At 64.1% G+C, this 22,282-nt stretch carries 22 protein-coding genes; 12 read left to right on the top strand and 10 right to left on the bottom strand.

Going from position 1 to position 22,282, the window contains the following annotated elements; genetic code table 11:
• Window positions 1–89 precede the first annotated feature (89 nt).
• A complete protein-coding gene (locus QN084_RS16640; protein WP_021473657.1) occupies window positions 90–785 on the bottom strand; it encodes an iron-dependent transcriptional repressor DtxR in 696 nt (231 codons plus the stop codon).
• A 337-nt stretch (window positions 786–1,122) separates the two neighbouring features.
• Between QN084_RS16640 and serC the strand changes: the two genes are divergently transcribed.
• Window positions 1,123–2,253 (top strand): phosphoserine transaminase, encoded by a 1,131-nt coding sequence (serC, locus tag QN084_RS16635; protein WP_021473658.1) that lies wholly within the window; start codon window positions 1,123–1,125, stop codon window positions 2,251–2,253.
• 72 nt (window positions 2,254–2,325) lie between these two features.
• Here the strand turns inward: serC and QN084_RS16630 are convergent, their stop codons facing one another.
• Window positions 2,326–2,976, bottom strand: a complete 651-nt coding sequence (locus QN084_RS16630; protein WP_021473659.1) for a DUF3027 domain-containing protein — start codon at window positions 2,974–2,976, stop codon at window positions 2,326–2,328.
• Between the two features lie 9 nt (window positions 2,977–2,985).
• The gene (locus QN084_RS16625; RefSeq protein ID WP_021473660.1) at window positions 2,986–3,369 is read right to left on the bottom strand and encodes a cold-shock protein; all 384 of its coding nucleotides are present in this window, start codon (window positions 3,367–3,369) and stop codon (window positions 2,986–2,988) included.
• Between the two features lie 193 nt (window positions 3,370–3,562).
• Here QN084_RS16625 and QN084_RS16620 point away from each other — a divergent pair, with 193 nt between their 5' ends.
• From QN084_RS16620 to QN084_RS16600, 5 genes are all read left to right on the top strand, one after another.
• A complete protein-coding gene (locus QN084_RS16620) occupies window positions 3,563–3,778 on the top strand; it encodes a hypothetical protein (RefSeq protein ID WP_021473661.1) in 216 nt (71 codons plus the stop codon).
• 51 nt (window positions 3,779–3,829) lie between these two features.
• Entirely contained in the window at window positions 3,830–6,295 is a 2,466-nt protein-coding gene (locus QN084_RS16615) for a helicase-associated domain-containing protein (protein WP_021473662.1), read from the top strand.
• Window positions 6,296–6,343: 48 nt separating this feature from the next.
• Window positions 6,344–8,008 carry a DNA repair helicase XPB gene (locus tag QN084_RS16610; RefSeq protein WP_069696172.1) on the top strand — a complete coding sequence of 555 codons (1,665 nt, stop codon included), beginning with the start codon at window positions 6,344–6,346 and terminating at the stop codon, window positions 8,006–8,008.
• 231 nt (window positions 8,009–8,239) lie between these two features.
• Window positions 8,240–8,713 (top strand): hypothetical protein, encoded by a 474-nt coding sequence (locus tag QN084_RS16605; RefSeq protein ID WP_021473664.1) that lies wholly within the window; start codon window positions 8,240–8,242, stop codon window positions 8,711–8,713.
• Between the two features lie 12 nt (window positions 8,714–8,725).
• The gene (locus QN084_RS16600; protein ID WP_031216906.1) at window positions 8,726–10,840 is read left to right on the top strand and encodes a multicopper oxidase family protein; all 2,115 of its coding nucleotides are present in this window, start codon (window positions 8,726–8,728) and stop codon (window positions 10,838–10,840) included.
• A gap of 9 nt (window positions 10,841–10,849) precedes the next feature.
• Here QN084_RS16600 and QN084_RS16595 read toward each other — a convergent pair whose 3' ends face one another.
• On the bottom strand, window positions 10,850–11,074 hold the full coding sequence (locus tag QN084_RS16595; protein ID WP_021473666.1) for a hypothetical protein: 225 nt from the start codon (window positions 11,072–11,074) through the stop codon (window positions 10,850–10,852).
• 79 nt (window positions 11,075–11,153) lie between these two features.
• Window positions 11,154–12,065, bottom strand: coding sequence for a LysR family transcriptional regulator ArgP (locus tag QN084_RS16590; protein ID WP_069696173.1), 912 nt, complete (start codon window positions 12,063–12,065; stop codon window positions 11,154–11,156).
• A gap of 68 nt (window positions 12,066–12,133) precedes the next feature.
• Between QN084_RS16590 and QN084_RS16585 the strand changes: the two genes are divergently transcribed.
• From QN084_RS16585 to QN084_RS16570, 4 genes are all read left to right on the top strand, one after another.
• Entirely contained in the window at window positions 12,134–12,763 is a 630-nt protein-coding gene (locus QN084_RS16585) for a LysE/ArgO family amino acid transporter (RefSeq protein ID WP_021473668.1), read from the top strand.
• Window positions 12,764–12,848: 85 nt separating this feature from the next.
• Entirely contained in the window at window positions 12,849–13,559 is a 711-nt protein-coding gene (locus QN084_RS16580) for a response regulator transcription factor (protein ID WP_021473669.1), read from the top strand.
• A gap of 2 nt (window positions 13,560–13,561) precedes the next feature.
• On the top strand, window positions 13,562–15,007 hold the full coding sequence (locus QN084_RS16575) for a sensor histidine kinase (RefSeq protein WP_021473670.1): 1,446 nt from the start codon (window positions 13,562–13,564) through the stop codon (window positions 15,005–15,007).
• Between the two features lie 105 nt (window positions 15,008–15,112).
• Window positions 15,113–15,403, top strand: a complete 291-nt coding sequence (locus tag QN084_RS16570) for a WXG100 family type VII secretion target (protein ID WP_021473671.1) — start codon at window positions 15,113–15,115, stop codon at window positions 15,401–15,403.
• A 205-nt stretch (window positions 15,404–15,608) separates the two neighbouring features.
• On the opposite strand, the gene QN084_RS16565 is transcribed toward QN084_RS16570, so the two are convergent.
• The 5 genes from QN084_RS16565 to QN084_RS16545 form a co-directional block, all read right to left on the bottom strand.
• Window positions 15,609–16,649 (bottom strand): ribonuclease HI family protein, encoded by a 1,041-nt coding sequence (locus tag QN084_RS16565; protein WP_069696174.1) that lies wholly within the window; start codon window positions 16,647–16,649, stop codon window positions 15,609–15,611.
• Window positions 16,650–16,879: 230 nt separating this feature from the next.
• Window positions 16,880–18,505 (bottom strand): chaperonin GroEL, encoded by a 1,626-nt coding sequence (groL, locus tag QN084_RS16560; protein WP_021473673.1) that lies wholly within the window; start codon window positions 18,503–18,505, stop codon window positions 16,880–16,882.
• 298 nt (window positions 18,506–18,803) lie between these two features.
• The gene (locus tag QN084_RS16555; RefSeq protein ID WP_031216907.1) at window positions 18,804–19,007 is read right to left on the bottom strand and encodes a cold-shock protein; all 204 of its coding nucleotides are present in this window, start codon (window positions 19,005–19,007) and stop codon (window positions 18,804–18,806) included.
• A 178-nt stretch (window positions 19,008–19,185) separates the two neighbouring features.
• The gene (locus QN084_RS16550; protein WP_069696175.1) at window positions 19,186–19,806 is read right to left on the bottom strand and encodes a LytR C-terminal domain-containing protein; all 621 of its coding nucleotides are present in this window, start codon (window positions 19,804–19,806) and stop codon (window positions 19,186–19,188) included.
• A 49-nt stretch (window positions 19,807–19,855) separates the two neighbouring features.
• Complete coding sequence (locus QN084_RS16545; protein WP_069696176.1) at window positions 19,856–20,191, bottom strand: DUF3263 domain-containing protein; 336 nt, start codon at window positions 20,189–20,191, stop codon at window positions 19,856–19,858.
• 108 nt (window positions 20,192–20,299) lie between these two features.
• On the opposite strand from QN084_RS16545, the gene QN084_RS16540 reads away from it, so the two are divergent.
• Window positions 20,300–21,067 (top strand): uracil-DNA glycosylase, encoded by a 768-nt coding sequence (locus QN084_RS16540; RefSeq protein WP_069696177.1) that lies wholly within the window; start codon window positions 20,300–20,302, stop codon window positions 21,065–21,067.
• 364 nt (window positions 21,068–21,431) lie between these two features.
• Complete coding sequence (locus QN084_RS16535) at window positions 21,432–22,274, top strand: siderophore-interacting protein (RefSeq protein ID WP_069696178.1); 843 nt, start codon at window positions 21,432–21,434, stop codon at window positions 22,272–22,274.
• The last annotated feature ends 8 nt before the right edge of the window (window positions 22,275–22,282 follow it).

The raw sequence follows: 22,282 nt of genomic DNA, 5'->3' as shown, positions 1-22,282 counted from the left end.
GGCGGCGTGACGTGAGATCAACCACGCCCATGGCAAGGCAAAGGCGCCCACATGGAGTGAACGCCTGCACCCTGCCGGCCTTTCGCTTGCTAGCCGACTGCCACGAATACGTGGGCAGCTACTTCCGGCGGCAGCTCGAGGGCCCCTTCAATCCCCGGCACCCGGACGGAGATGTAGTCCCCCACGCGCTCCAGGGAAACGGCTGCACCCGGGCGGATGCCGCCCTCGTCCAGCTGGGTCAGGAGTTCGGGCTCAACCTGAATGGGCTCGGCGAGCCGGCTCACCACAACGCGGGAGTCGGCAGCGTAACCATCCATTGCCTGCAGGAGGTTGACGTCCGGGCGGAAGGGAGCTTGGACAGCGAGGCCGCCCAGGGCCTCCAGGCCGGGAATCGGGTTCCCGTACGGGGATTGCGTGGGATGCTCCAGCAGTTCATACAGCCTGCGTTCCACGCGTTCGCTCATCACGTGCTCCCAGCGGCACGCTTCGTCATGGACGTACGCCCAGTCGAGGCCAATGACGTCGGCAAGGAGGCGTTCAGCCAAGCGGTGCTTGCGCATCACTTCGGTGGCGCGCTTGCGGCCAACTTCCGTGAGCTCCAGGTGCCGGTCATTGGACACCACCACCAGGCCGTCGCGCTCCATGCGTCCGATCGTTTGGGAGACTGTAGGACCGGAGTGGCGCAACCGCTCAGCGATGCGGGCGCGGAGAGCCACGATGTTTTCTTCTTCAAGTTCCAAAATGGTCCGAAGATACATCTCAGTGGTATCGATCAGATCCGTCATCCAGCTCAGCTCTCCTCGAACGCAGTTCTTGCGTAATGTCCACCGTACCGCGTCCGTAGAGGCTGCACGTCCCCCTGCGCCACCCTGTGAACGCGTACCCCAGCCTAGCTTATTTGGAATTACTCTTGATAATTTTCGAAGGGTCACAAAGGTTCCGGGTACCTTGCCTCCACCCCCTTGACGACGGGAACGCGCGCGACCACGTTCCACGTGGCGGACTATGACACCACCGGGTACGCGCACCCGCGCCTGTTCAGGCAGAATTGGGGGTGTCGAAGGGGCAGTTGATGCCACCTGCCACCTCCCCGTCTTTGACCGATACACATTGGAGCCACGCGTGAGCGACACCAGCATCACCATTCCCGCCGACCTGCTGCCCAAGGACGGAAGGTTCGGCGCCGGACCGTCCAAGGTCCGCCCGGAGCAGATCGAAGCCCTGTCCGCTGCATCGAAGACCATCCTTGGCACCTCCCACCGCCAGGCACCGGTCAAGAACCTCGTAGGCTCCGTTCGTGAGGGCCTCAGCCAGTTCTTCCGTGCTCCTGAAGGGTACGAGGTAGTCCTCGGCGTCGGTGGCTCAACGGCGTTCTGGGATGTCGCGGCTTTCGGCCTCGTGGAAAAGAAGGCCCAGCACCTGTCCTTCGGCGAGTTTGGCTCCAAGTTTGCAGCCGCCACCAACAAGGCTCCGTTCCTGGACGAGTCCTCCATCATCAAGTCCGAGCCCGGGACCCGCCCCGCTCCAGCTGCGGAAGCCGGCGTGGATGTATATGCGTGGCCGCAGAACGAGACGTCCACCGGTGTGGCTGCGCCGGTCAAGCGCGTTGCCGGCGCCGATGAGGGTTCCCTGGTGCTGGTGGACGCTACTTCCGCAGCTGGTGGCCTTGACGTGGATGTGGCTGAGTCCGACGTCTACTACTTCGCACCGCAGAAGAACTTCGCATCCGACGGCGGCCTGTGGCTCGGCCTCTTCTCCCCCGCGGCGCTTGAACGCGCTGCCCGCATCAAGGCAAGCGGCCGCTGGATTCCTGATTTCCTTGACGTGCAGACCGCCATCGATAACTCGAAGCTGAACCAGACATACAACACGCCTTCGCTTTCCACCCTGGTGACCCTGGATGCGCAGGTCCAGTGGCTCAACAGCAACGGCGGCCTAGACTTCGCCAGCAAGCGCACGGCAGATTCTGCCAGCCGCGTCTACTCGTGGGCAGAGTCCTCCGAATTCGCGACCCCTTTTGTTGCCAACCCCGAAGAGCGGTCCAACGTCATTGCCACCATCGACTTCGACGATTCGATCGATGCCGCGGCCATCGCCAAGGTGCTGCGCGCCAACGGCGTGGTTGACACCGAGCCCTACCGCAAGCTGGGCCGCAACCAGCTGCGGATCGCGACGTTCGTTGCGATCGAACCGGACGACGTCTCCGCCCTGCTCGCCAGCATTGACTACGTGGTGGGCGAGCTGAAGAAGTAGCCCCCACAAATAATCGGCGCCTGCCGGGAGAAGCTCCCGGCAGGCGCCGATTATTTTTAAAGTCTTGGTGGATCAGGCTTCCGGGGAGTCTGCAGGCTCCTGCACGGCGTCCTCGGCGTCCGCGTCGGCATCGTCCGCGTCTTCGGCCGGTTCATTCCTGGAAGCCTCGGCTTCAGCTTCTTCCGCCTGCACGGCTTCTTCCGGGACTTCTCCGGCGGTCTCCTCGACCAATGGCGTCTCGTCTTCCGGCCGGACCCGCTTGGCCCACGGGACCCACTCGGGCGCGAGGATGGAGTCCTCCGAGGGCAGCAATCCCAGCTCGCTCACGGTCACAATCTTGGAACGCGAGTTCCGGGTGACCACGGCGTACCACTGCCACCCGCCATAGCCGGGCAGCTTGGATTCGAACAGGTGGGTGACAACGCGGTCGCCCTCGGATTTGGCCCCGATGTGGGCGCCTACCTCGCCGGGCTTCGCGATACCCTCCACTGCTGTCCGGGCCACGTCGACGGCGGCAGCCAGGAACGCGTCCGGCTTACCGGTGCGCCACACCGGAACTCCGGCGCGGGGCTTCGGCGCAGCACCCTTCCGCGCGGGGACTTCCTTGGCTGCCGGGCCGGCCCCGCTCGCAGGGGTCTCCCCGTTGGCAGGAGCCTCGGCAGCGGAGGCAGCATGAGATGCGTTCCCGGCGGCCTGCGTATCCTGTGCGGATTCGGAAGTCATGGCTGTTCCTTAGGCTTCCAGCTCGTCGGCAACCTTGCGCAGTGCCGTACCGATTGCCTTCGCCTTATTGCCTTCCGGGTACTTTCCGGAGGACAACGTGCCGGAGAGGTTGTCCAGCACAGTGACCAGGTCCTGGACGAGCGGAGCGAGGTCCCGCGCGTTCATACGCTTGGCCTTGGCGATGGAGGGGGTCTTGTCCAGGATACGCAGGCCCAACGCCTGCGCCCCGCGGCGACCGTCGGCAACGCCGAACTCCACCCGGGTTCCCGCCTTAAGCTCGGTTACGCCCGCGGGCAGGGCCGTCTTGGGCAGGAATACTTCCTGGCCGTCTTCGGCCGCGAGGAATCCGAAGCCTTTGTCCTTGTCATACCACTTGACCTTGCCGGTGGGCACGTAATCAACCTTCTTCGTTCTTGCGTGGGAAACACGTCAGGCCGGCGCCGCATCCACAGGGTCCTGCGGGATCAGGGGCGACAGCCCGGTCCGTGTGGGTCTGCTCCTTCAAGGTTATCCTGCCCGGCCCCCTATTCCCGCTTTGGCGCTTCGCGCTTAGCGGAAGCGCACGGCAACCGGATACCTTTGGAGCATGACTTCCCCGGGTTACCGCCGCCCCCTGACTGTTGCTGCCGCCGTCGTCGCCTTTGTTTCGCTGGCTGCCGTGGCAGCGGTCATGGCCATTGCCTTCAACGGCGGGGCCGCACCCGTATGGGTTACCTCGACTGCACTCTACGGACTGCCGATAGCCTTCATCATGGCCGTTTTCCTGGTGGTGGACGCAGCCCGCCAGCGCCGGCGCCAATAGCCGCTGCGGCGGGACAGGCATCTGCGTGCCGCTGGCGGTAACGTTGAACTGATGTCCCTGATTCGAGCGCTCAGCAAGGAACTCGAGGCGCGCAGCGATGCCTCGCTGCGGGCTTTGTTTGCCGCGCGGCCGGACCTCATCTCCCCCATGGCGCCGGACTTTGCGGCACTCGCGGCCAGGGCCAGCGCCCGGGTCAGTGTCCAGCGGGCCTTGGAGCGACTCACCAAGCCGGAAATGCAGGTCCTCGAAACCCTCCATCTGTGTACCAACACAGACACCGGACACAGTGCCTCCGCTGCCGGCCTGAAGAAGGTCATTGCCGGGTCAACCTTGTCCGCGCTTGAACCGATCCTCGCGAAGCTGCAGGAACTGGCACTGGTCCATCGGGCGGAACCGCCGGCATCTGCCCACATGCCGGCAGGGTCCCGGCAGCGTTTCTATTTGCCCGTGGGCAGCCTCAAGGATGTCATCGGCATCTACCCGGCGGGCTTGGGCCGCAGCTACACGGAACTCGTCAGGCTGCAGCCGGCCTTTGCCCAGCGCGTGGTCCAGCTTGTGTCCGAACTGCACCACAGCGGCATTGACATCCATCCGGCCAGCACCCCGATGGATGCTGCGCTGTCCCTGCAGAAATGGACTTCCACGCCCGAAGGCGTCCGGGCCATCCTCGCCACTGCTCCGGAGAGGACCACTGCCCTGCTGGACAAGTTCGGCAGCTGGGCCATGGGCGCCGTACCCCAGGCGCAAAGGCGTGCTTCTGTGACGCACGAAAGTGCCGACGTCGGACCGATCGACTGGCTGCTGGCCCGCGGACTGCTGGTCCCCCTCGATGCCGGGCACGTTGAGCTGCCGCACAGCGTTGGCATCGCCCTGCGTGGCGGCGTCATTGTGAACGACTTCAGTCTGGCCCCTCCTGTGCCGGAACTGGGGCACACCAGTGGCGCCCTGCGGCGCAACGCGGCCATGGGTGCCATCGCGGAGACGCTCAGGCTGTGCAATGAACTGCTGTTCGTCGTGCGGGAGCAACCGTTGGCCACCCTTCGCAGCGGCGGCGTGGGCGTGCGCGAGCTGCGCCGGCTTGCCGAGTCGATCCGGTGCGGGGTGCACCAAACGGCTGTCCTGCTTGAGTTGTGCGCCCTGTCCGGGCTGTTGCGCCTGGATGTGGACAGCTCCACCTGGGTGCAGTCCCCGGCGCTCGAATGGCCGGGCCTGCCCCGCCAGGAGCAGTGGTTGTGGTTGGTGAATGCGTGGCTGGCCAGCGAACGCGCCCCGTCCATGGTGGGCCAGCCCATCGCAGGAAACACCGGGGGCTCCCACCACGGCGCGGCCGGCAGCACCATCAACGCATTGTCCGCCGAAGCCCAGCGTCCCGATGCCCCTGTTGTCCGGCGCAGGCTTCTGGAGATCCTCGACGAACTCACCGCCGAGGCGGCAGCGCCGGATGGAAAGGCGCCGGTGCTCGATGCCCGCGCGGTCCTCCAACGCGCGGAATGGGCGCAGCCCCGGATGGCCCGGCGGTTCAGTTCCCTGGTGCGCGGCATCCTGGAAGAAGCTACTCTCCTGGGCCTCATGGGTTCGGGGGCGTTCACGCAGCTCGGTTCGGCCATCGCGGCGGGCCGCCCCGAACATGCCATGGCCATCCTTGGCGAACACTTGCCCGCTGCGGTGAACCACATCCTGTTGCAGGCTGACCTGACAGCCGTGGCTCCCGGATATTTGGCGCCTGAGCTCAGTGAGAGGCTGCTCCGGATGTCCGACGCCGAAGGGCAAGGGCCGGCGTCGATCTACCGTTTCTCCCCCTCCTCCATCCGGAGGGCGCTCGACGCCGGAGAGGATGCGGAATCGCTGCTGGCGTTCCTTCGGGAGCACTCGGCCACCGAGGTGCCCCAGCCGCTTTCCTACCTCATCCAGGACACCGCGTCCCGGCACGGCCGGTTGCGGATCAGTTCGAGCGCGAGCTTCATCCAGAGCGACGACGAATCGGCCATCTCCGAACTGTTGCTGGAAGCCCGGACGTCGGCCCTGAGCCTGGTACGCCTCGCCCCGACTGTCCTGACCTCCTCGGCCAGCCCGCGGGAAACCGCCAGGGTCCTGCGCGAGCTGGGACTATCACCTGCCGTGCAGGACGCCGAACCCGCCGTCGTACGCCTGAAGCGGACCACCGCCGTATCCGGCAGCGCCCGACCGGTTTATACAGCGCCGCGGACGGCTCCGCCGGACGACGACGTCGAGGCTCAACTGGCGATTCTGCGGCAGCACCGCAGCGTCCCGGGTGACGGGACGGGCGAGGCATCAACCCAGCTGGGCCTGGAGACCCTGCAGAAAGCAATCCGGATGAAGCAGGCAGTCACCATGAACGTGGTGGACAGCCTGGGGAATTCAAATACGGAAACCGTTGTTCCAGTCTCCGTATCGGGTGGCCGGGTGCGGGTTTTCGATCCCGCGAAGGACACCGAACGGGTACTGTCCATCCACAGGATCATCGATGTGGAGCCAGCCGGTGACCGGCACCCCTAGCTGCAGCAAACGGCGGGCCCGCGGAGGCGCGCAAGATAGGAATAAAGAGTGACCGACGGTCCGCTGATCGTTCAAAGCGATAAAACCATCCTGTTGGAAGTCGACCACGAGTTGGCTACCGAAGCACGGCACGCCATCGCTGCCTTCGCAGAACTCGAACGCGCACCGGAGCACATGCACAGTTACCGGCTCACCCCCCTGGGCCTCTGGAATGCACGGGCCGCAGGACTGGACGCCGAACAGGTGCTGGACACCCTGTTGAAGTACTCCCGCTTTCCCGTACCCCACGCGCTGCTGATCGACATTGAAGAAACCATGTCCCGCTATGGCCGCCTGCGCCTGGAAAAAGACCCGCAGCACGGTCTGGTGATGCGCACGGACGACTACCCGGTGCTGGAGGAGGTCATCCGCGCCAAGAAGATTGCGCCGTTGTTGGGCCCGAGGATCGACGGCGAGACCGTGGTGGTGCATTCCTCCCAGCGCGGGCAGCTGAAGCAGTTGCTCCTCAAGCTGGGCTGGCCGGCCGAGGACCTGGCCGGCTATGTGGATGGCCAGCCGCACCTGATCATGCTGGACGAGACAGACTGGCAGCTGCGCCCGTACCAGAAGGTGGCCACGGAGAACTTCTGGGCCGGCGGCAGCGGCGTCGTCGTGCTTCCCTGCGGCGCCGGCAAGACGCTGGTGGGGGCAGCGGCCATGGCCACCTCCTCGACCACCACGCTGATCCTGGTGACCAACACCGTCTCGGCCCGCCAGTGGAAGGACGAACTCCTCAAACGGACCTCCCTGACCGAGGACGAGATCGGCGAGTATTCAGGTGCCGTCAAGGAGGTCCGGCCCGTCACCATTGCCACCTACCAGGTGCTCACCACCAAACGCGGCGGGCTGTACCCCCATCTTGAACTTGTCGACGGCCATGACTGGGGACTGATCATCTATGACGAAGTCCACCTGCTGCCCGCCCCGATCTTCCGCATGACTGCCGACCTGCAAGCCCGGCGGCGACTCGGCCTGACCGCCACCCTGGTCCGTGAAGACGGTCGCGAGGGCGAGGTCTTCAGCCTTATCGGCCCCAAACGCTACGACGCTCCCTGGAAGGACATCGAAGCCCAGGGCTACATTGCCCCCGCCGATTGCGTGGAGGTCCGGGTGGACCTGCCCCGGGACGAGCGCGTGGCCTACGCGATGGCCGAGGACGCTGACAAGTACCGGTTGTGCGCCACATCGGAGACTAAGACCGCCTTGGTGGAACAGCTCGTGGAGGCACATAAAGGCGAGCAGCTACTGGTCATTGGACAGTACATCGACCAGCTGGATGAGATTTCCGAAAGGCTGGACGCTCCCCTGATCAAGGGCGAAACCAGCGTCAAGGCCCGCCAGAAACTCTTTGATGCCTTCCGGAAGGGCGAGCTCCAAACTTTGGTGGTGTCCAAGGTGGCGAATTTCTCCATCGACCTCCCGGAAGCCTCCGTCGCGATCCAGGTTTCCGGTTCCTTCGGCTCCCGGCAGGAGGAGGCGCAACGCCTGGGCCGGCTCTTGCGGCCCAAGCAGGACGGCCGGGCCGCACGCTTCTACTCGCTGGTTGCCCGCGACACGCTCGACCAGGACTTCGCCGCCAAACGGCAACGGTTCCTGGCCGAGCAGGGTTATGCCTACCGCATCATGGACGCCAAGGACGTCGGAAAGGACGTCGGGACAGAACAGGGCCAGTAACCTTTGGGGGGCCGGGGGCCGGGAGCCGTTGGGGCGAATAACCCCCGCACCCTTGCTATTTATCTCCAGCAATTTTACGATTCCAAGTGAAGCTCTCCGCCCTTAAAAGCTGCCCTTGGTCCAGGCAGCCTGGCGGCCAGTCATCGGCAGTGGGGGTAGCCCGCAGCCAAGGGTGCCGATGGCTTGAAGGCCTTTACTGAATCTGTGAAGTTCCTGTCAGAGGGATCCCCAATGCGTAAGACCCTCATGGTCCTTGCGGCCATCGTTCTGCTTTCATCACTTGCCCAGTTGTTTTTTGCCGGCTACTTCCACTTTCAAAACACCATCGAAGCCCAACGCGAAGCGGGTGTTTACCACGTCCTGAACGGCCAGTACGTCCTCCGCTACGGCGCGCTCCTCGCCGCTATTGTGGCCGCGATCGCCCGTATGGGTTCCCGAACCATCTGGCTTGCCGCCGGAATTTTCCTGATGACCTGGGTCCAGTTGTTCATCTTCATCATTGGCGGCATGCTGACTGGCTCATCCGAGGATTTCATCACTCCGTCCGGCTCGTGGGTGGCATCGATCCATCCCATCACCGGGCTGCTGATCATCTTCATGTCCTACTGGCTGTTCAGCCGGGCACGGGCTGCTGCCCTCAACCCGCAACCGCTGCCACCCAAGGACACCTCCTCCGACGCGCCCACGTCTCCCGCTTCGGCCTGACCACCTGCTGTCTTGAACACTTCACAGCTGTTGGCTGTGGACCTGGTGCTGGCGGTCCTTGCTGCCGGTGCCTGGGCCGCGGCAGCTTGGATGACGTGGACGTCAACAGCCAGTGAAGGCCATGCCAAGCCTCGCAAGACCGGTTTGGCGCTCCTCGCGACGGCCGTCGCCCTAGTGGCAACGGCAGCCCGCTACGCTTTACTCCCTGCCTTGGCGGCGGGCAGTTGGTGGTTTGCCAGCGAACGCATAACCATCAGCTTGCCGCTGACCGCCATCCCCGCGGCTTGGGCCGCGATGGCCGGTGTTCCGTTCTTGCTGAGGAGGCGGAACACCGGCGCACACCTTTCCCCCAACGACGACTCACAGGTGCCGGCACCTCTCCCGGGGCGTGAAGCCGCCGTCCTGGCCATGGTGGCAGCCGGCGCCGGCGCTGTGGGTTCCCTCGCCCTGATGTTCGTCCTGGGACCCTTCCCCGCACTCTGGACCCTGGTGATCCTGCTCTTCCTCGTCGCAGGGGTGGTTGTGCTGGCCAAAATGGCGCTCTTCCCGCGACACGCTGTTAGCGCACTGGGCCCGGCTCGTGGCGGCAGGCGTGCAACGGCAGCCACGGCGCTGGCCGGCCTGATGGCATGCACGGCCCTGGGAGCCGGCGTTTTCACGTGGCTGGGCAGCCGTGCCGCGGACGGCACCGGGATCATCACCGCCGTCGGACATCACGACGCCGGCGGTCCGGTTCCGGTGTCAGCCACGACGCCGGTGACTGCCTTACTGGGCGACATGCCTGCGAATGCCACCGTCCGGCGTTATGAACTCACGGCGAGGGTTGAACAGGTAACGCTGCCGTCGGGGCGGACAACGGAAGCCTGGACGTTCGGCAGCCTGCCGGGACCTACGCTGGAAGCCCAACTGGGCGAAGTAGTGGAAGTAGTACTGAACAACCGTGACGTGCAGGCCGGGGTGACGCTGCACTGGCACGGCTATGACGTGCCGAACGCCATGGACGGAGTGGCAGGCGCCACCCAGGACGCTGTCCTGCCCGGCCAGTCCATGACGTACAGGTTTGCCGCGGCGCAAGCAGGTACGTACTGGTACCACACCCATCAGGATTCAGCCGAAGGAGTCCGCAAGGGGCTCTACGGCGTATTCGTCGTGCACGATCCCGCCATGGTCCGTAGTGACGCGGACATCGTGGTGGCCGGGCACGACCTCGGCGGTCTGGGGATGCTGGGCTCCTCAGACCGTAGCAGTGTGTATAGGGCGAAGCCGGGCTCGCTGGTTCGCGTGCGGTTGATCAATACCGACTCCTTGCCACAGCGCTACCTCGTGCAAGGAACGGCGTTCACAGTGGCCGCCGTCGATGGAACCGAAGTCAACAAGCCGGGCGAAGTGTCAGGAAAGCTGCTCCGTCTCGGCGCCGGCGGCCGGTATGACCTGACCTTTGCCATGCCCGGGACTCCTGTGACCATTCGGATGGATGCTGCCGCTGACGCCGCGGTGGTCATCAACCCCGGGGGTCCCGGCGAAGTTTCGGGTGAGGTGTCGGGTGAGGTGTCGGGTGCCGCTTCCGGCGGAAGCAGCCCTTCAGCGGGGAGCAACCCGGAGAAGGCCACTCCTGGAATTTTTGCGACCACTCCCGTCCTTGATCTGTTGGGCTATGGCGAACCCGTGCCAGGAAGGGTTGATACTCCGACGTCCGACCGTGAGGAAGTAATCGTGTTGGACCGGCAATTCCGGTTTGTGGACGGGGTCCCCCGCTATGCCTTCACGGTGAACGGCGCGGCCTATCCGTTGGTGCCCTCCATGCAGGTCGCGGAGGGGGACGTCGTGAAGGTAACCATCATCAACCGCACCGCCGAACCGCACCCGATGCACCCGCACGGTCATCATGTCCTGGTACTCAGCCGGAACGGAGTGGCACCGAGCGGATCACCCTTGGTCCTGGACACCGTTGATATCCAGGGCGGAGAGGTCTGGGAAGTCCTGCTGGTGGCCAACAATCCGGGGATCTGGATGGATCACTGCCACAACCTGGACCATGCCGCCGAAGGGATGATGATGCTCATGCAGTACGAGGGGGTGTCCTCACCGTTCGTCCACGGAGGGCATGCCCACAACCGGCCGGAGTAGGCACGCTCCTCAGGCGGCGAGGTGGATGTAGGCCTGAATGTCGACGCGCTCCACTACGGCCCAGCAATCTTCCGAGCGGAGTTGGATGGAAGCGAAGCGCTCGGCTGCCTGCAGGTCCTCGAACTCCTCTACCTGGACCCGGCCAACTTCCGAGTCAAAGTAGCTCACGTGGTATTCGTACTGAACTTCCACCGGGTGTGCGGCGTTGCTGACTGGTGCTGTTTTCTTTGCCATGTTTCAAGTGTGGAATGGGGCACTGACATTTTTGGAAGCATCGACGGCGTGTTCCAAAACAACACTGTCCTGCGGCTTGTCAGGGCTGCCTGAGGAACTGCGCTGCTACGGTTCGAACGGTGTCGCTCACCACGTCCAGCACGTGGGAGGCGGTTTTCCACCGCTGCCAGTAGAGCGCCACATCGAGGGGCCGTCCCGGGGCAAGCTCCACCAGTGTGCCGTCCTTGATGTCCTGTTGGCATTGGATCTCCGGGATAAGGCCCCAGCCAAGGCCCAAGCGGATGGCACTTCCAAAGTCGTGGCTGGATGGAACGTAATGCCGGGGCCCTTTGACGTCAATCGATTCACCGGCCGGCGTACTGGCCAACGACTGCACAAAGGCCCATTGATAGGTGTCTTTCCGGTCGAAATCCACAGTGGGTGCCGTGTTAAGTTTCCCGGGGTTGACGCCGTCGGAGAACCATCGGGCAGCAAAGGCCGGTTCAGAGACCGCCAAATAACGCATGACACCCAGCGGCTCCACCCGACAACCCTGCACGGGATCCGGTGTTGCTGTCACAGCCGCCATCACCTTCCCCGAGCGCAGGAAGGAGGCGGAGTGCTGCTCATCGTCGCGGTGGAGGTCGAAGGTGACGTCAACCTCGGCAGCTACCTGTGTCAGGGCCTGCAGGAACCAGACACCCAGGGAATCGGCATTCACCACAATCGGTATGGCCAAGCGCGGACCACTTGCCCCCAAGCCCAGTTCCGCTCCGGCATCAGCCTCCAGTTGCGCCACCTGGCGGGCAAGCCGAAGCACAACCTCCCCTGCCTCCGTCGGTTGGGCCGGGTTGCTTCTCTGCAGCAGCACCCGCCCGGCGGTTTGCTCCAGGGCCTTCAACCGCTGGGAGACCGCGGAGGGGGTGATGTGAAGCGTCCTGGCGGCTGCTTCCAGCGTGCCTTCGGAAAGGACTGCGGCGAACGTCGACAACTGCTCCGAGGGAAATTTCATAAGCAGAGCTTAATCCAGTGAAGAATCTTTAGCTGTTCTTAGTCGAGCTCCGCCCATACGTTGGAGGAGTGAATTTTCCTGACACCATCAACGCGGCGGGCCTCGGCCTCGCCACCGGCCTTGCCCTCATCGTTGCCATCGGGGCACAGAATGCCTTCGTGCTGAGGCAGGGTATCCGCGGAGAACACGTCGCCGCTATCGTCACCATCTGCGCACTCTCGGACGCCGTTCTCATTGCCGCCGGGATCCTCGGTACCGGCGCCTTGATCGCGGCGGCACCCACCGCCGTCGTCATCCTTCGCTACGTGGGCGCAGCGTTCCTCGTCACGTACGGCATCATGGCGGCACGGCGGGCGCTGAACCCGCAGTCCCTGACAGCTGAGGGCAGTTCTCCAAAATCCGGAAAGAGAAGCCTCGCCGCCGCCATAACCACAGTGCTGGCACTGACATGGCTCAATCCCCACGTGTACCTGGACATCGCGCTCCTGGGCTCCATTGCCAGCGCCCAAGGTTCCGGGCAAGAGTGGTGGTTTGGGGCGGGAGCCATTCTGGGCAGCATTCTCTGGTTCGCGTCGCTGGGGTTCGGCGCCCGGTTCCTGAAGGGATTCTTCTCCCGCCCCCGCTCCTGGCAACTGCTCGACGGCGGCATCGCCGTCACCATGGTGGCTTTGGGAGCGGGACTCGCGCTGGGGAGCTAGGAGCCCTGCCCGGCACCACCTTGCACGCAGTCCGCTCCCATAAAGCATTCAGATAACTCCCAGAATCCGGGGGCATCATGGATGCATGAAAAAGAACGGCCCCGAAGCCAAGCTCCTTGTTGTTGACGACGAACCCAACATCCGTGAGCTTCTCTCCACGTCGCTGCGTTTCGCAGGTTTCGAGGTCGTTGCAGCGTCCAATGGTCGCGAAGCGCTTGCTGCTGCGGACACCCATGCTCCTGACCTCGCCGTATTGGACGTCATGCTCCCGGACATGGACGGCTTCACCGTAACCCGACGCCTCCGCGCAGCGGGCAAGCACTTCCCGGTCCTTTTCCTCACGGCCAAGGATGACACCGAGGACAAGGTCACCGGACTGACCGTCGGCGGCGACGACTACGTCACCAAGCCCTTCAGCCTGGACGAAGTGGTCGCGCGCATCCGGGCCGTCCTCCGTCGCACCCAGCCGCTTGAAGACGACGACGCCGTTATCCGCGTCGACGACCTTGAACTCGATGACGACGCCCACGAAGTCCGGCGCGGCGGCACGGTGATCGAGCTGTCCCCCACGGAATTCAAGCTGCTGCGCTACCTGATGCTCAACCCCAACCGCGTCCTCTCCAAGGCCCAGATCCTGGACCACGTGTGGGAGTACGACTTCAACGGTGATGCCTCAATCGTTGAGTCGTACATCTCCTACCTTCGCCGGAAGGTAGACATCGACCCCGACGCCCCGGCGCTCATCCAGACCAAGCGCGGCGTGGGCTACGTGCTGCGGACGGCAGAGAAGCGCTGACCTTGCTGCAACGCTGGAAAACAGCGTCCCTGAGGTCGCAACTCGTTGCCATCATCATGGGACTCCTCCTACTGGCCCTCGCGGCCACCGGGGCAGGCACGTTGACGCTCGTCAAGAGTTATCTCCAAGGCCAGGTGGACGACAAACTCAAGGCCGCCGTCGCCCTTGCCCTGGACCAGCAGTCCTTTGACAAGCTCTCCGAATACAACCCCGCGGTCCCAACGGACTACTCGCTGACGCTGTATGTACCCGGAATTGCGCCCTACCAATTTGGTGGCAGCCCCGACGACCGTCCGGCCATTTCCAGCATCACCCCGGCTGAGGCGAAGGCCCGCGGGAACACACCGTTCCAAGTCAACGGCACCGCAGGCAACAACTGGCGGGTGGTGGCCGTAGGCGTGACCGCCAACGGCAAGAACGGCGTGGTCATCATCGGCCTTCCGCTGGCACCCGTGGACAAAGTCATGGAACATGCCGTCCTGGTGGTGGTCGGTGTGGGGCTGCTGACCCTGGTGCTGGCGTTCTTCATTGCCACCTGGACTGTGGCCCGTTCCTTCCGGCCCCTGGCCAAGGTGGAGAAGACGGCCGCTGCGATTGCGGCCGGGGACCTGTCCCGCCGCGTGGAGATCGACAACATCCATACCGAAGTCGGCCGGCTGGGCGGCTCCCTCAATGCCATGCTGGCCCATATCGAGGCCTCGTTCGCGGCACGGGCAGCTTCCGAAGCACGGATGCGCCGGTTCGCGGCCGACGCTTCCCATGAGCTGCGCACGCCGCTGGTTACCATCCGCGGCTTCTCAGAGCTCTATCGCCATGGGGCCCTCACTTCGCCAGAAGACGTGGCAACCGCCATGGGCAGGATCGAAAGCGAAGCCAAACGCATGGGTTCAATGGTGGAGGACCTTCTCATGCTGGCAAGGCTGGACGAACAACGGCCGCTCAACCTCAAGCCCGTCGACCTGCAGTTGCTGGCCAACGACGCCGTGGTGGACACCAAGGCGTCGTCCGGCAACAGGACCATCAAGCTGGTGGGATTGGACGGCGCCTCCCCCGCTGCTGCTCCCGTTCAAGGGGACGAAGCCAAACTCCGCCAGGTGATTGGCAACCTCGTCGGCAATGCATTGCGCTACACCCCGGAAGGCAGCCCCATTGAACTCGCGGTAGGGGTCCGGGACGTTCCCGAGGGCAGGATGTCCGTGATCGAGATCCGCGACCACGGGCCCGGGATTCCCGATGACGAGGCCAACAAGGTCTTTGAACGCTTCTATCGGGCGGACACTTCCCGGACCCGGGAAACCGGCGGCAGCGGCCTGGGGCTGGCCATTGTGGCGGCAATTGTTGGCAGCCACGGCGGTTCCGTGCGGGTGCAGGATACCGACGGCGGCGGCGCAACACTGGTGGTCAGCCTTCCACTCCACGAGGAACCGGCCGAGGCGTTATCCACATAGCGGCGACGTGCTGTTCCACGCGTTGGGGGTAGTTCATAGGCTCTTGTCTTGTGGCCCACGCACCCACCGCAAACCGCGGAACAACCTCGTCGAAAGGCTTTATCCATGAGTGTCATCTCCGTAGACACCGAACTGCTGCAACTCAAGGCGTCCAACGTCAAGACCACCGTGGACAGGATCAGCGCCGACGTTCAGGCCATGAAGATGGGCCTTGAAGAGCTGCAAGCCACGTGGCGCGGTTCGGCTGCCAGCAACTTCCACGCACTCGTCCTTGAGTGGGCGTTGACCCAGGGCAAGGTGGAGGCATCCCTCGCATCCATCAACGTGGCCTTGGCTTCGGCGGCAACCAGCTATGCCGAGGTGGAACAGGGCAATACCCAGCGCTTCGCCTACTAGGAGCGCTCCTTCCACTGTGCCCGGAGCCGTTATCCGGGACATGACCCCTGCGGGGCCGGCCGATGTCCCCCTTTCGGCCGGTCCCGCAGGCTACTTCCCCCAAGTTACTTTCCACAGTCTGCTTCTCGCCGCCTGTTCCCCTCCGGTTGCCCCCCGCAGGTTCCGCCGGAATATCTTCAGGGTTCGCAGCCAGCAACGGTACCGCTCAGCTCTCCGGCGTCCCCTGATGGAAGCGGAGCCTCCACTGTCCGCGTTCCAACAGCCAGACCGAGCTTCGGAGCGCCGAACCCGAGTGCGCGAGGCTCCTGTAGTTGAGCAGGATCGTGTTTTCACTCAGACGGTCCGCGCTGAGCAGTTCCAGTTCCACGTGCTCGCCGGGATCTTCCTCCAGTGCCACCATCATCGCGTCGCGGGTCCAGAACCTGCCGGACTGGCCGATCTCCGCGAAGTCCGGATGAAGCAGGACGCCTATCCGCCCGATGTCAGCACGCACATCAGGGCGAAGGAGCTCCCGTTCCAGTGCCACGACCAGTTCTTCCGGTGTCAGCTCCGGGGCGGCGGCATCTTCCAGCTCACTGAACAGGTCCGCTTGGCCGAAAATACCGGATTCACCGAACAAAGTGGGCTCCGAATGCAGCCGTGGAGCCCGATCCAGCTTCGAGGCAGGCAGGGGGCTGGAGGGGGCAGGCGCCTTGGCGGCCGGGGCTGAAGCTGGAGCTGCGTCCGATGCGGCGGCTGGTGCCGCGTGCACAGGGACAGGCTCGGCAGCTGCTCCGGAGGCTCCGGAGAAACCGGGGCCGGTGGGCGCTGCCACGCCTTGCTGATAGGCGGTTGCAACGGCCCTGGCGCGTTCGTCCGCGGCCTCGTTGAGCTCATGGCCTGCATGGCCCTTGACCCATTCAAAGGTGTACTTGCGCCCTGCGATCGCGCGATCGATGTCCTTGAGGAGATCGACATTCAACACGGGCTTACCGTCGGCCTTGCGCCAACCCTTGCGCTTCCACCCCGGCATCCACTTGGTGATGCAGTTGATGACATATTGGCTGTCGCAGAGAATCCGCAGCTCTTCGTGCGGAATGTGGGCGGTGGAACGGAAGAGGTCCAGCACCGCCATCAGTTCGCCCATGTTGTTGGTTCCGTGGGGCCATCCACCGGCGCGCCAACAGGAGTCGTCAACATACCAGGCCCATCCGGCCGGCCCGGGATTACCGAGGGCAGAACCATCGGCGGCAGCAATAATCGTCATGCAATCAATCCTGCCAGACCTCACAGACACTGAAGCCGCGTCACTCCTCCATCGTGACCGCGGGAACCCTGCCAACTCGCCGCAATTTTCCCCACGAACCCGGCGCATTCGCGGCTTTTCGCCGATCCACTCGCCAAACGAGCCCTGGCAGGAAACGCCGACGGCGGCCCCCACCCGAAGGTGAGGACCGCCGTCGTCGTTGCTAAGCGTGATGCTGCAGGACAGGAGGCTTAGAAGCCGCCCATGCCGCCCATCTCGTCGCCGCCCGGAGCCGGAGCGTTCTTCTCCGGCTTGTCAGCAACAACAGCCTCGGTGGTCAGGAAGAGACCAGCGATGGAAGCTGCGTTCTGGAGGGCCGAACGGGTGACCTTTACGGGGTCGTTGACGCCGGCAGCCAGCAGGTCTTCGTAGACGCCGGAGGCAGCGTTCAGGCCGTGGCCGGAAGGCAGGCCGCGAACCTTGTCCACAACAACGCCCGGCTCCATGCCGGCGTTGAAAGCGATCTGCTTCAGCGGTGCGTCGATGGCAACCTTGACGATGTTGGCACCCGTGGCCTCGTCACCCTGCAGGGTGAGGTTGGCGAATGCCTTGGCGCCTGCCTGGATGAGGGCAACGCCACCACCGGCAACGATGCCTTCTTCAACAGCAGCCTTCGCGTTGCGGACGGCGTCCTCAATGCGGTGCTTGCGTTCCTTGAGCTCAACTTCGGTAGCGGCACCGGCCTTGATGACTGCAACGCCGCCGGCCAGCTTGGCCAGGCGTTCCTGCAGCTTCTCGCGGTCGTAGTCGGAATCGGAGTTCTCGATCTCGGCGCGGATCTGGGCAACACGGCCGGCGATCTGCTCGGCGTCGCCAGCACCTTCAACGATGGTGGTCTCGTCCTTGGTGACAACAACCTTGCGGGCGGTGCCGAGGAGCTCCAGTCCAGCGTTCTCCAGCTTGAGGCCTACCTCTTCGGAGATGACCTGGCCACCGGTGAGGATGGCGATGTCGGCCAGCTGGGCCTTGCGGCGGTCACCGAAGCCCGGAGCCTTGACGGCAACGGACTTGAAGGTGCCACGGATCTTGTTGACGATCAGGGTGGCCAGGGCCTCGCCCTCGATGTCTTCGGCGATGATCAGCAGCGGCTTGTTGGACTGCATGACCTTCTCCAGAACCGTGACGAGTTCCTTCACGTTGGAGATCTTGGAGTTGACGATCAGGATGTACGGGTCTTCGAGGACCGTTTCCTGGCGCTCAGCGTCGGTGACGAAGTAAGCGGAGATGTAACCCTTGTCGAAGCGCATGCCCTCGGTGAGTTCCAGCTCCAGGCCGAAGGTGTTGGATTCCTCGACCGTGATGACGCCTTCCTTGCCCACCTTGTCCAGGGCTTCGGCGATCAGTGCACCGATTTCCTGGTCACCGGCGGAGATGGAAGCCGTAGCTGCGATCTCTTCCTTGGTTTCGATTTCCTTGGCGGAAGCAAGCAGTTCGCTGATAACAGCGTCCACTGCCTTCTCGATGCCGCGCTTCAGGGACAGCGGGTCGGCGCCGGCAGCAACGTTGCGCAGGCCTTCCTTGACCAGGGCCTGTGCGAGGACAGTAGCGGTGGTGGTACCGTCGCCAGCGACGTCATCCGTCTTCTTGGCAACTTCCTTGACCAGCTCAGCACCGATCTTCTCGTAAGGATCGTCCAGCTCGATCTCCTTGGCGATGGAAACACCATCGTTGGTGATCGTGGGAGCGCCCCACTTCTTTTCGAGGACGACGTTGCGTCCACGCGGGCCGAGGGTAACCTTGACGGCGTCAGCGAGGGTGTTCAGGCCCCGCTCGAGGCCGCGGCGTGCCTCTTCATCAAATGCAATGATCTTGGCCATAACGGCGGTAGTCCTTTCGGGACAGTCGTTAAGAAGGTACCTGTCAGATGGGATGCCCGCGACGGACGGCCCTTCGCTCGCGGCCTCTGTATGCCCCGCGCTCCGGACCTCACCCCATCAGGGTGTTTCTTGTTCCTCCTTGGCAGCGGCGGTAATCCCTGCTCCGCGGACGGGGCCGAAATTAGCAGTCGATGCTTAGGAGTGCTAAATCAATAATTAGCACTCGACCGTGGAGAGTGCAAGCAGGAAGGCCTCGCTGCTACCCACAGCGAGGCCCATTCAGCCGAAAGCTGAGCCGCTAGGCTACACGCACGCTTTCAGCCTGCGGCCCCTTGAGGCCTTCGCCGAGTTCGAACTCCACGCGTTGCCCCTCTTCCAAGGCGCGGTAACCGTCCATCTGGATCGCCGACCAATGGACAAAAACGTCGTCGCCGGAATCATCCACAGTGATGAAGCCGTACCCTTTTTCGGCGTTGAACCACTTGACGGTCCCCAAAGCCATAATGCCCACACTTTCACAGAAGCTGTTGCCGGCAGCCGGGATCTCCGCGCCGGAATTCATCCACTGTAACCACTGTCACGGCCGCTTCGCTGCTCCCGGCCGGTGAGGGGCTGCTTTTGTTATTGAGGCTTAACCGAGTTCTGCCGGATGGACTCCGGATCCCTGTATTTTCGGCTGTTTACTGGTAGCCGGGTCCCACTACGACGACCAGGGGCTGCTGCACGTCCGGGGACTCCACAACGGTGGTGATGCCCAGCAGGGAAGCTACGGCATCGGCGTTCGCCTTCTGCTCCGGAGCGTTGTAGAAGACCACGGACGTCTGCTGCGGAAGTCCTCCCCAGTTTCCCACCGCGCCCAGAGCCCAGCCGTCTCCCTGAACCAACCCGGCGACGCGGCTGGCCAGCCCGGCGGTGGCAGTGCCGTTGTAAACAGCCACTGCGGTGGTCTTGTCCACAGGAGCCGGTGATGGCGTTGCAGACGGCGACTCCGAGGCAGTCGTGTCCGGAGTGGGTTCGCCCGAAGCGATAGGCGCGCTCTCCGACGTCGTGGGTGTTGCCGAAGGTGCCGCCTCGCTCTGCTGTGCGGCCGGCGTCGAGGTGCTGGAAGATGCCGGGGGCGCCACGATGCCCAGCCGCGGAAGGATCAGGAACGCCACCAGGCCAAGGACCAAGGCCACGGCGCCCACAGTGAGGACCGGCCACAGAGTAGGCCGCGGCGTTTCCGTGGCGTCCCTGTGCACACCCTGACGGGACGTGTTTTGCGGAACCCGGTCGAATTCATCCTTGGCATATTTGGTCATGGTGAAGCGTTGTCCTTGCTGGTTGCTGCTGACAGTTCAGCCGTGCGAATTATGCGTCGGACCCCAAGCGACGCGCTGTGCGCGCACGTTGGCGCGACGTACGTAGTCTACGCAGTCTCTTGATCAGCATGGGATCGTGGGCCAAGGCGTCCTCGGTATCGATCAGCGCATTCAGGATCTGGTAATAGTGCGTAGCGGAGAGATCAAACAGTTCGCGGATGGCCTGTTCCTTGGCCCCGGCGTACTTCCACCACTGCCGCTCCAGGGCCAGTATCTGCTGCTCGCGCTCACTCAACGGAGAATCTTCCCGAACACCTGCGGCCAGGTCTGCAAGGGCGAAACCGGTGCCCTGCTCCGCCATCGATTCCGGCGCGGGTTCGGCCACGGCACACTCCTCAAGACGCGGGTAAGGGGATTTCCTCCTCCCCATGTTACGGGCGAATAACACCACTGTCATTCGGAAGTGCCGCGCGTCACGGGAGACAATTGCCGGGTGACTGGTGAGGAAGCGCTCTTTGACTTGGAACCTGCAAGCCCCTCGGGTCAGGGCTTTGATGAACTGTTGGACACGCCGCTGGAGGACTTGATGGCGCCGGACTGGGCGCAGGCCCTGAGCCCGGTTGAGCCGCAGCTTCGCGCGGCACTGGGCTTCGTCGCTGCGCAGGCCGGGATGGGAGCGCAGGTTCTTCCCGCCGCCGGCAATGTGCTGAGGGCTTTTCGTCAGCCGCTGGCCGACGTCAAGGTCCTGATACTGGGACAGGACCCGTACCCCACGCCGGGACACGCCGTCGGGCTTTCCTTCTCCGTCTCCCGGGAGACGCGGCCCATCCCCCGGAGCCTGGCCAATATCTACCGCGAACTCCACGACGACCTTGGGCTGCCGCCACGCGTCCACGGCGACCTCAGTGCCTGGGCGGGGCAGGGAGTGCTGCTGTTGAACCGCGTCCTCAGCGTGAATGCCGGGAACGCAGGCTCGCACCGCGGCAAGGGATGGGAAACCATCACGACGGCGGCCGTCAAGGCCGTGGTGAACCGCACCGACGCCGACGGGCAGCCTAAGCCGCTCGTGGCCGTTCTTTGGGGGAAGGACGCGGAGTCCGTGGGGCCACTGCTGAACGGGGCACCGTCTATTGTGTCCGCACATCCAAGTCCGTTGTCGGCGTCCCGCGGATTTTTTGGGTCCAAGCCCTTCAGCCGGACGAACGAGCTGCTGCGTGAACAGGGCGCCGAACCCGTCGACTGGGAACTCCCCGTCCTGTAACCCCACGCCTTTTCGCAGCTTCCTCTGGCACATCCCACCCCCTGCTGGGGATCCCTCTGGCACATCCCACCCGGTCGGGAATGGGCTCGGGGGCGGGCGGAGGCCTGCAGCGGCAGGAAAAGTACACACGGCAGGGACCGACGGCGGCACCCGGCCGATCGCCGTCGTCGAACTATCCGGCGGGGGACGTAAAAGAGCGACGCACAAAACGCGTCAGGACGTGAAAGAGCAACACAAAAAACGCGTCGGGATGTGAGAGAGCGACGCGGAAAACGCGTCAGGACGTGACAGAGCGACGCCGGGTGGTATGTAACGTTCCGCTCATCCCCAGCAAATGCACAGTGGATCAGCTTAGGCTTGCCTTATGAATGCCGCCCTTCCCGCCACTTCGTCCGCCGACCGCAAGACGCGCCCCCAAGTCAACCTGACGGTGCTGCGCAAGGAGCAGTTGTCACCGCACATGATCCGGATCATCGCGGGCGGCCCGGGATTCAAGGACTACGCGCACAACGAGTACGTGGACAGGTACGTCAAGATCGTTTTTCCGCAGCCGGGCGTCGACTACGAGCTGCCGCTGGACCTGTGGGCCATCCGGGAATCCATGCCCCGCGAGCAGTGGCCCCATACCCGGACCTACACCATCCGCTGGGTCAACCTTGAAGCGCAGGAACTTGCCATCGACTTTGTGGTCCACGGCGATGAAGGCCTCGCCGGCCCTTGGGCAGCGGCGGCTGAACCCGGTGACGCGCTGACCTTCACAGGGCCCGGGGGTGCCTACAATCCGGCACCCGACGCCGACTGGTACCTCTTTGCCGGGGATGACGCCGCGATTCCGGCGATCGCCGCGTCCATTGAGGCGCTGACACGGGAGGCGCGGGGCGTGGCGTTCCTGGAAGTAGACAGCGCCGACGACGTCCTTCAAATCACCGCCCCCGCCGGCGTCGAACTGCACTGGCTGCAGCGGAACGGGGTACTTGCCGGATCCAGCGAACTGCTGCTCGAATCCCTCCGGACCATGGAATGGCTTCCCGGACGGGTGGACGTCTTCGCTCACGGTGAGCGGGGCTACATGAAGGGCCTCCGCGAGATCTTCTTCGTGCAGCGCGGCCTGGAACGCTCCCAGGTCTCCCTGTCCGGCTATTGGGCCCAGGGTCGGGTAGAGGAAGTGTTCCAGGCCGAGAAGAAACTGCCTGTCGGCAAGATCTAGCCGACTTG

It is taken from the genome of Paenarthrobacter sp. R1 (genome assembly GCF_030264015.1).
In the GTDB taxonomy this organism is placed as follows: domain Bacteria; phylum Actinomycetota; class Actinomycetes; order Actinomycetales; family Micrococcaceae; genus Arthrobacter; species Arthrobacter ureafaciens.
This window is presented reverse-complemented; position numbering and strand designations above follow the sequence as displayed.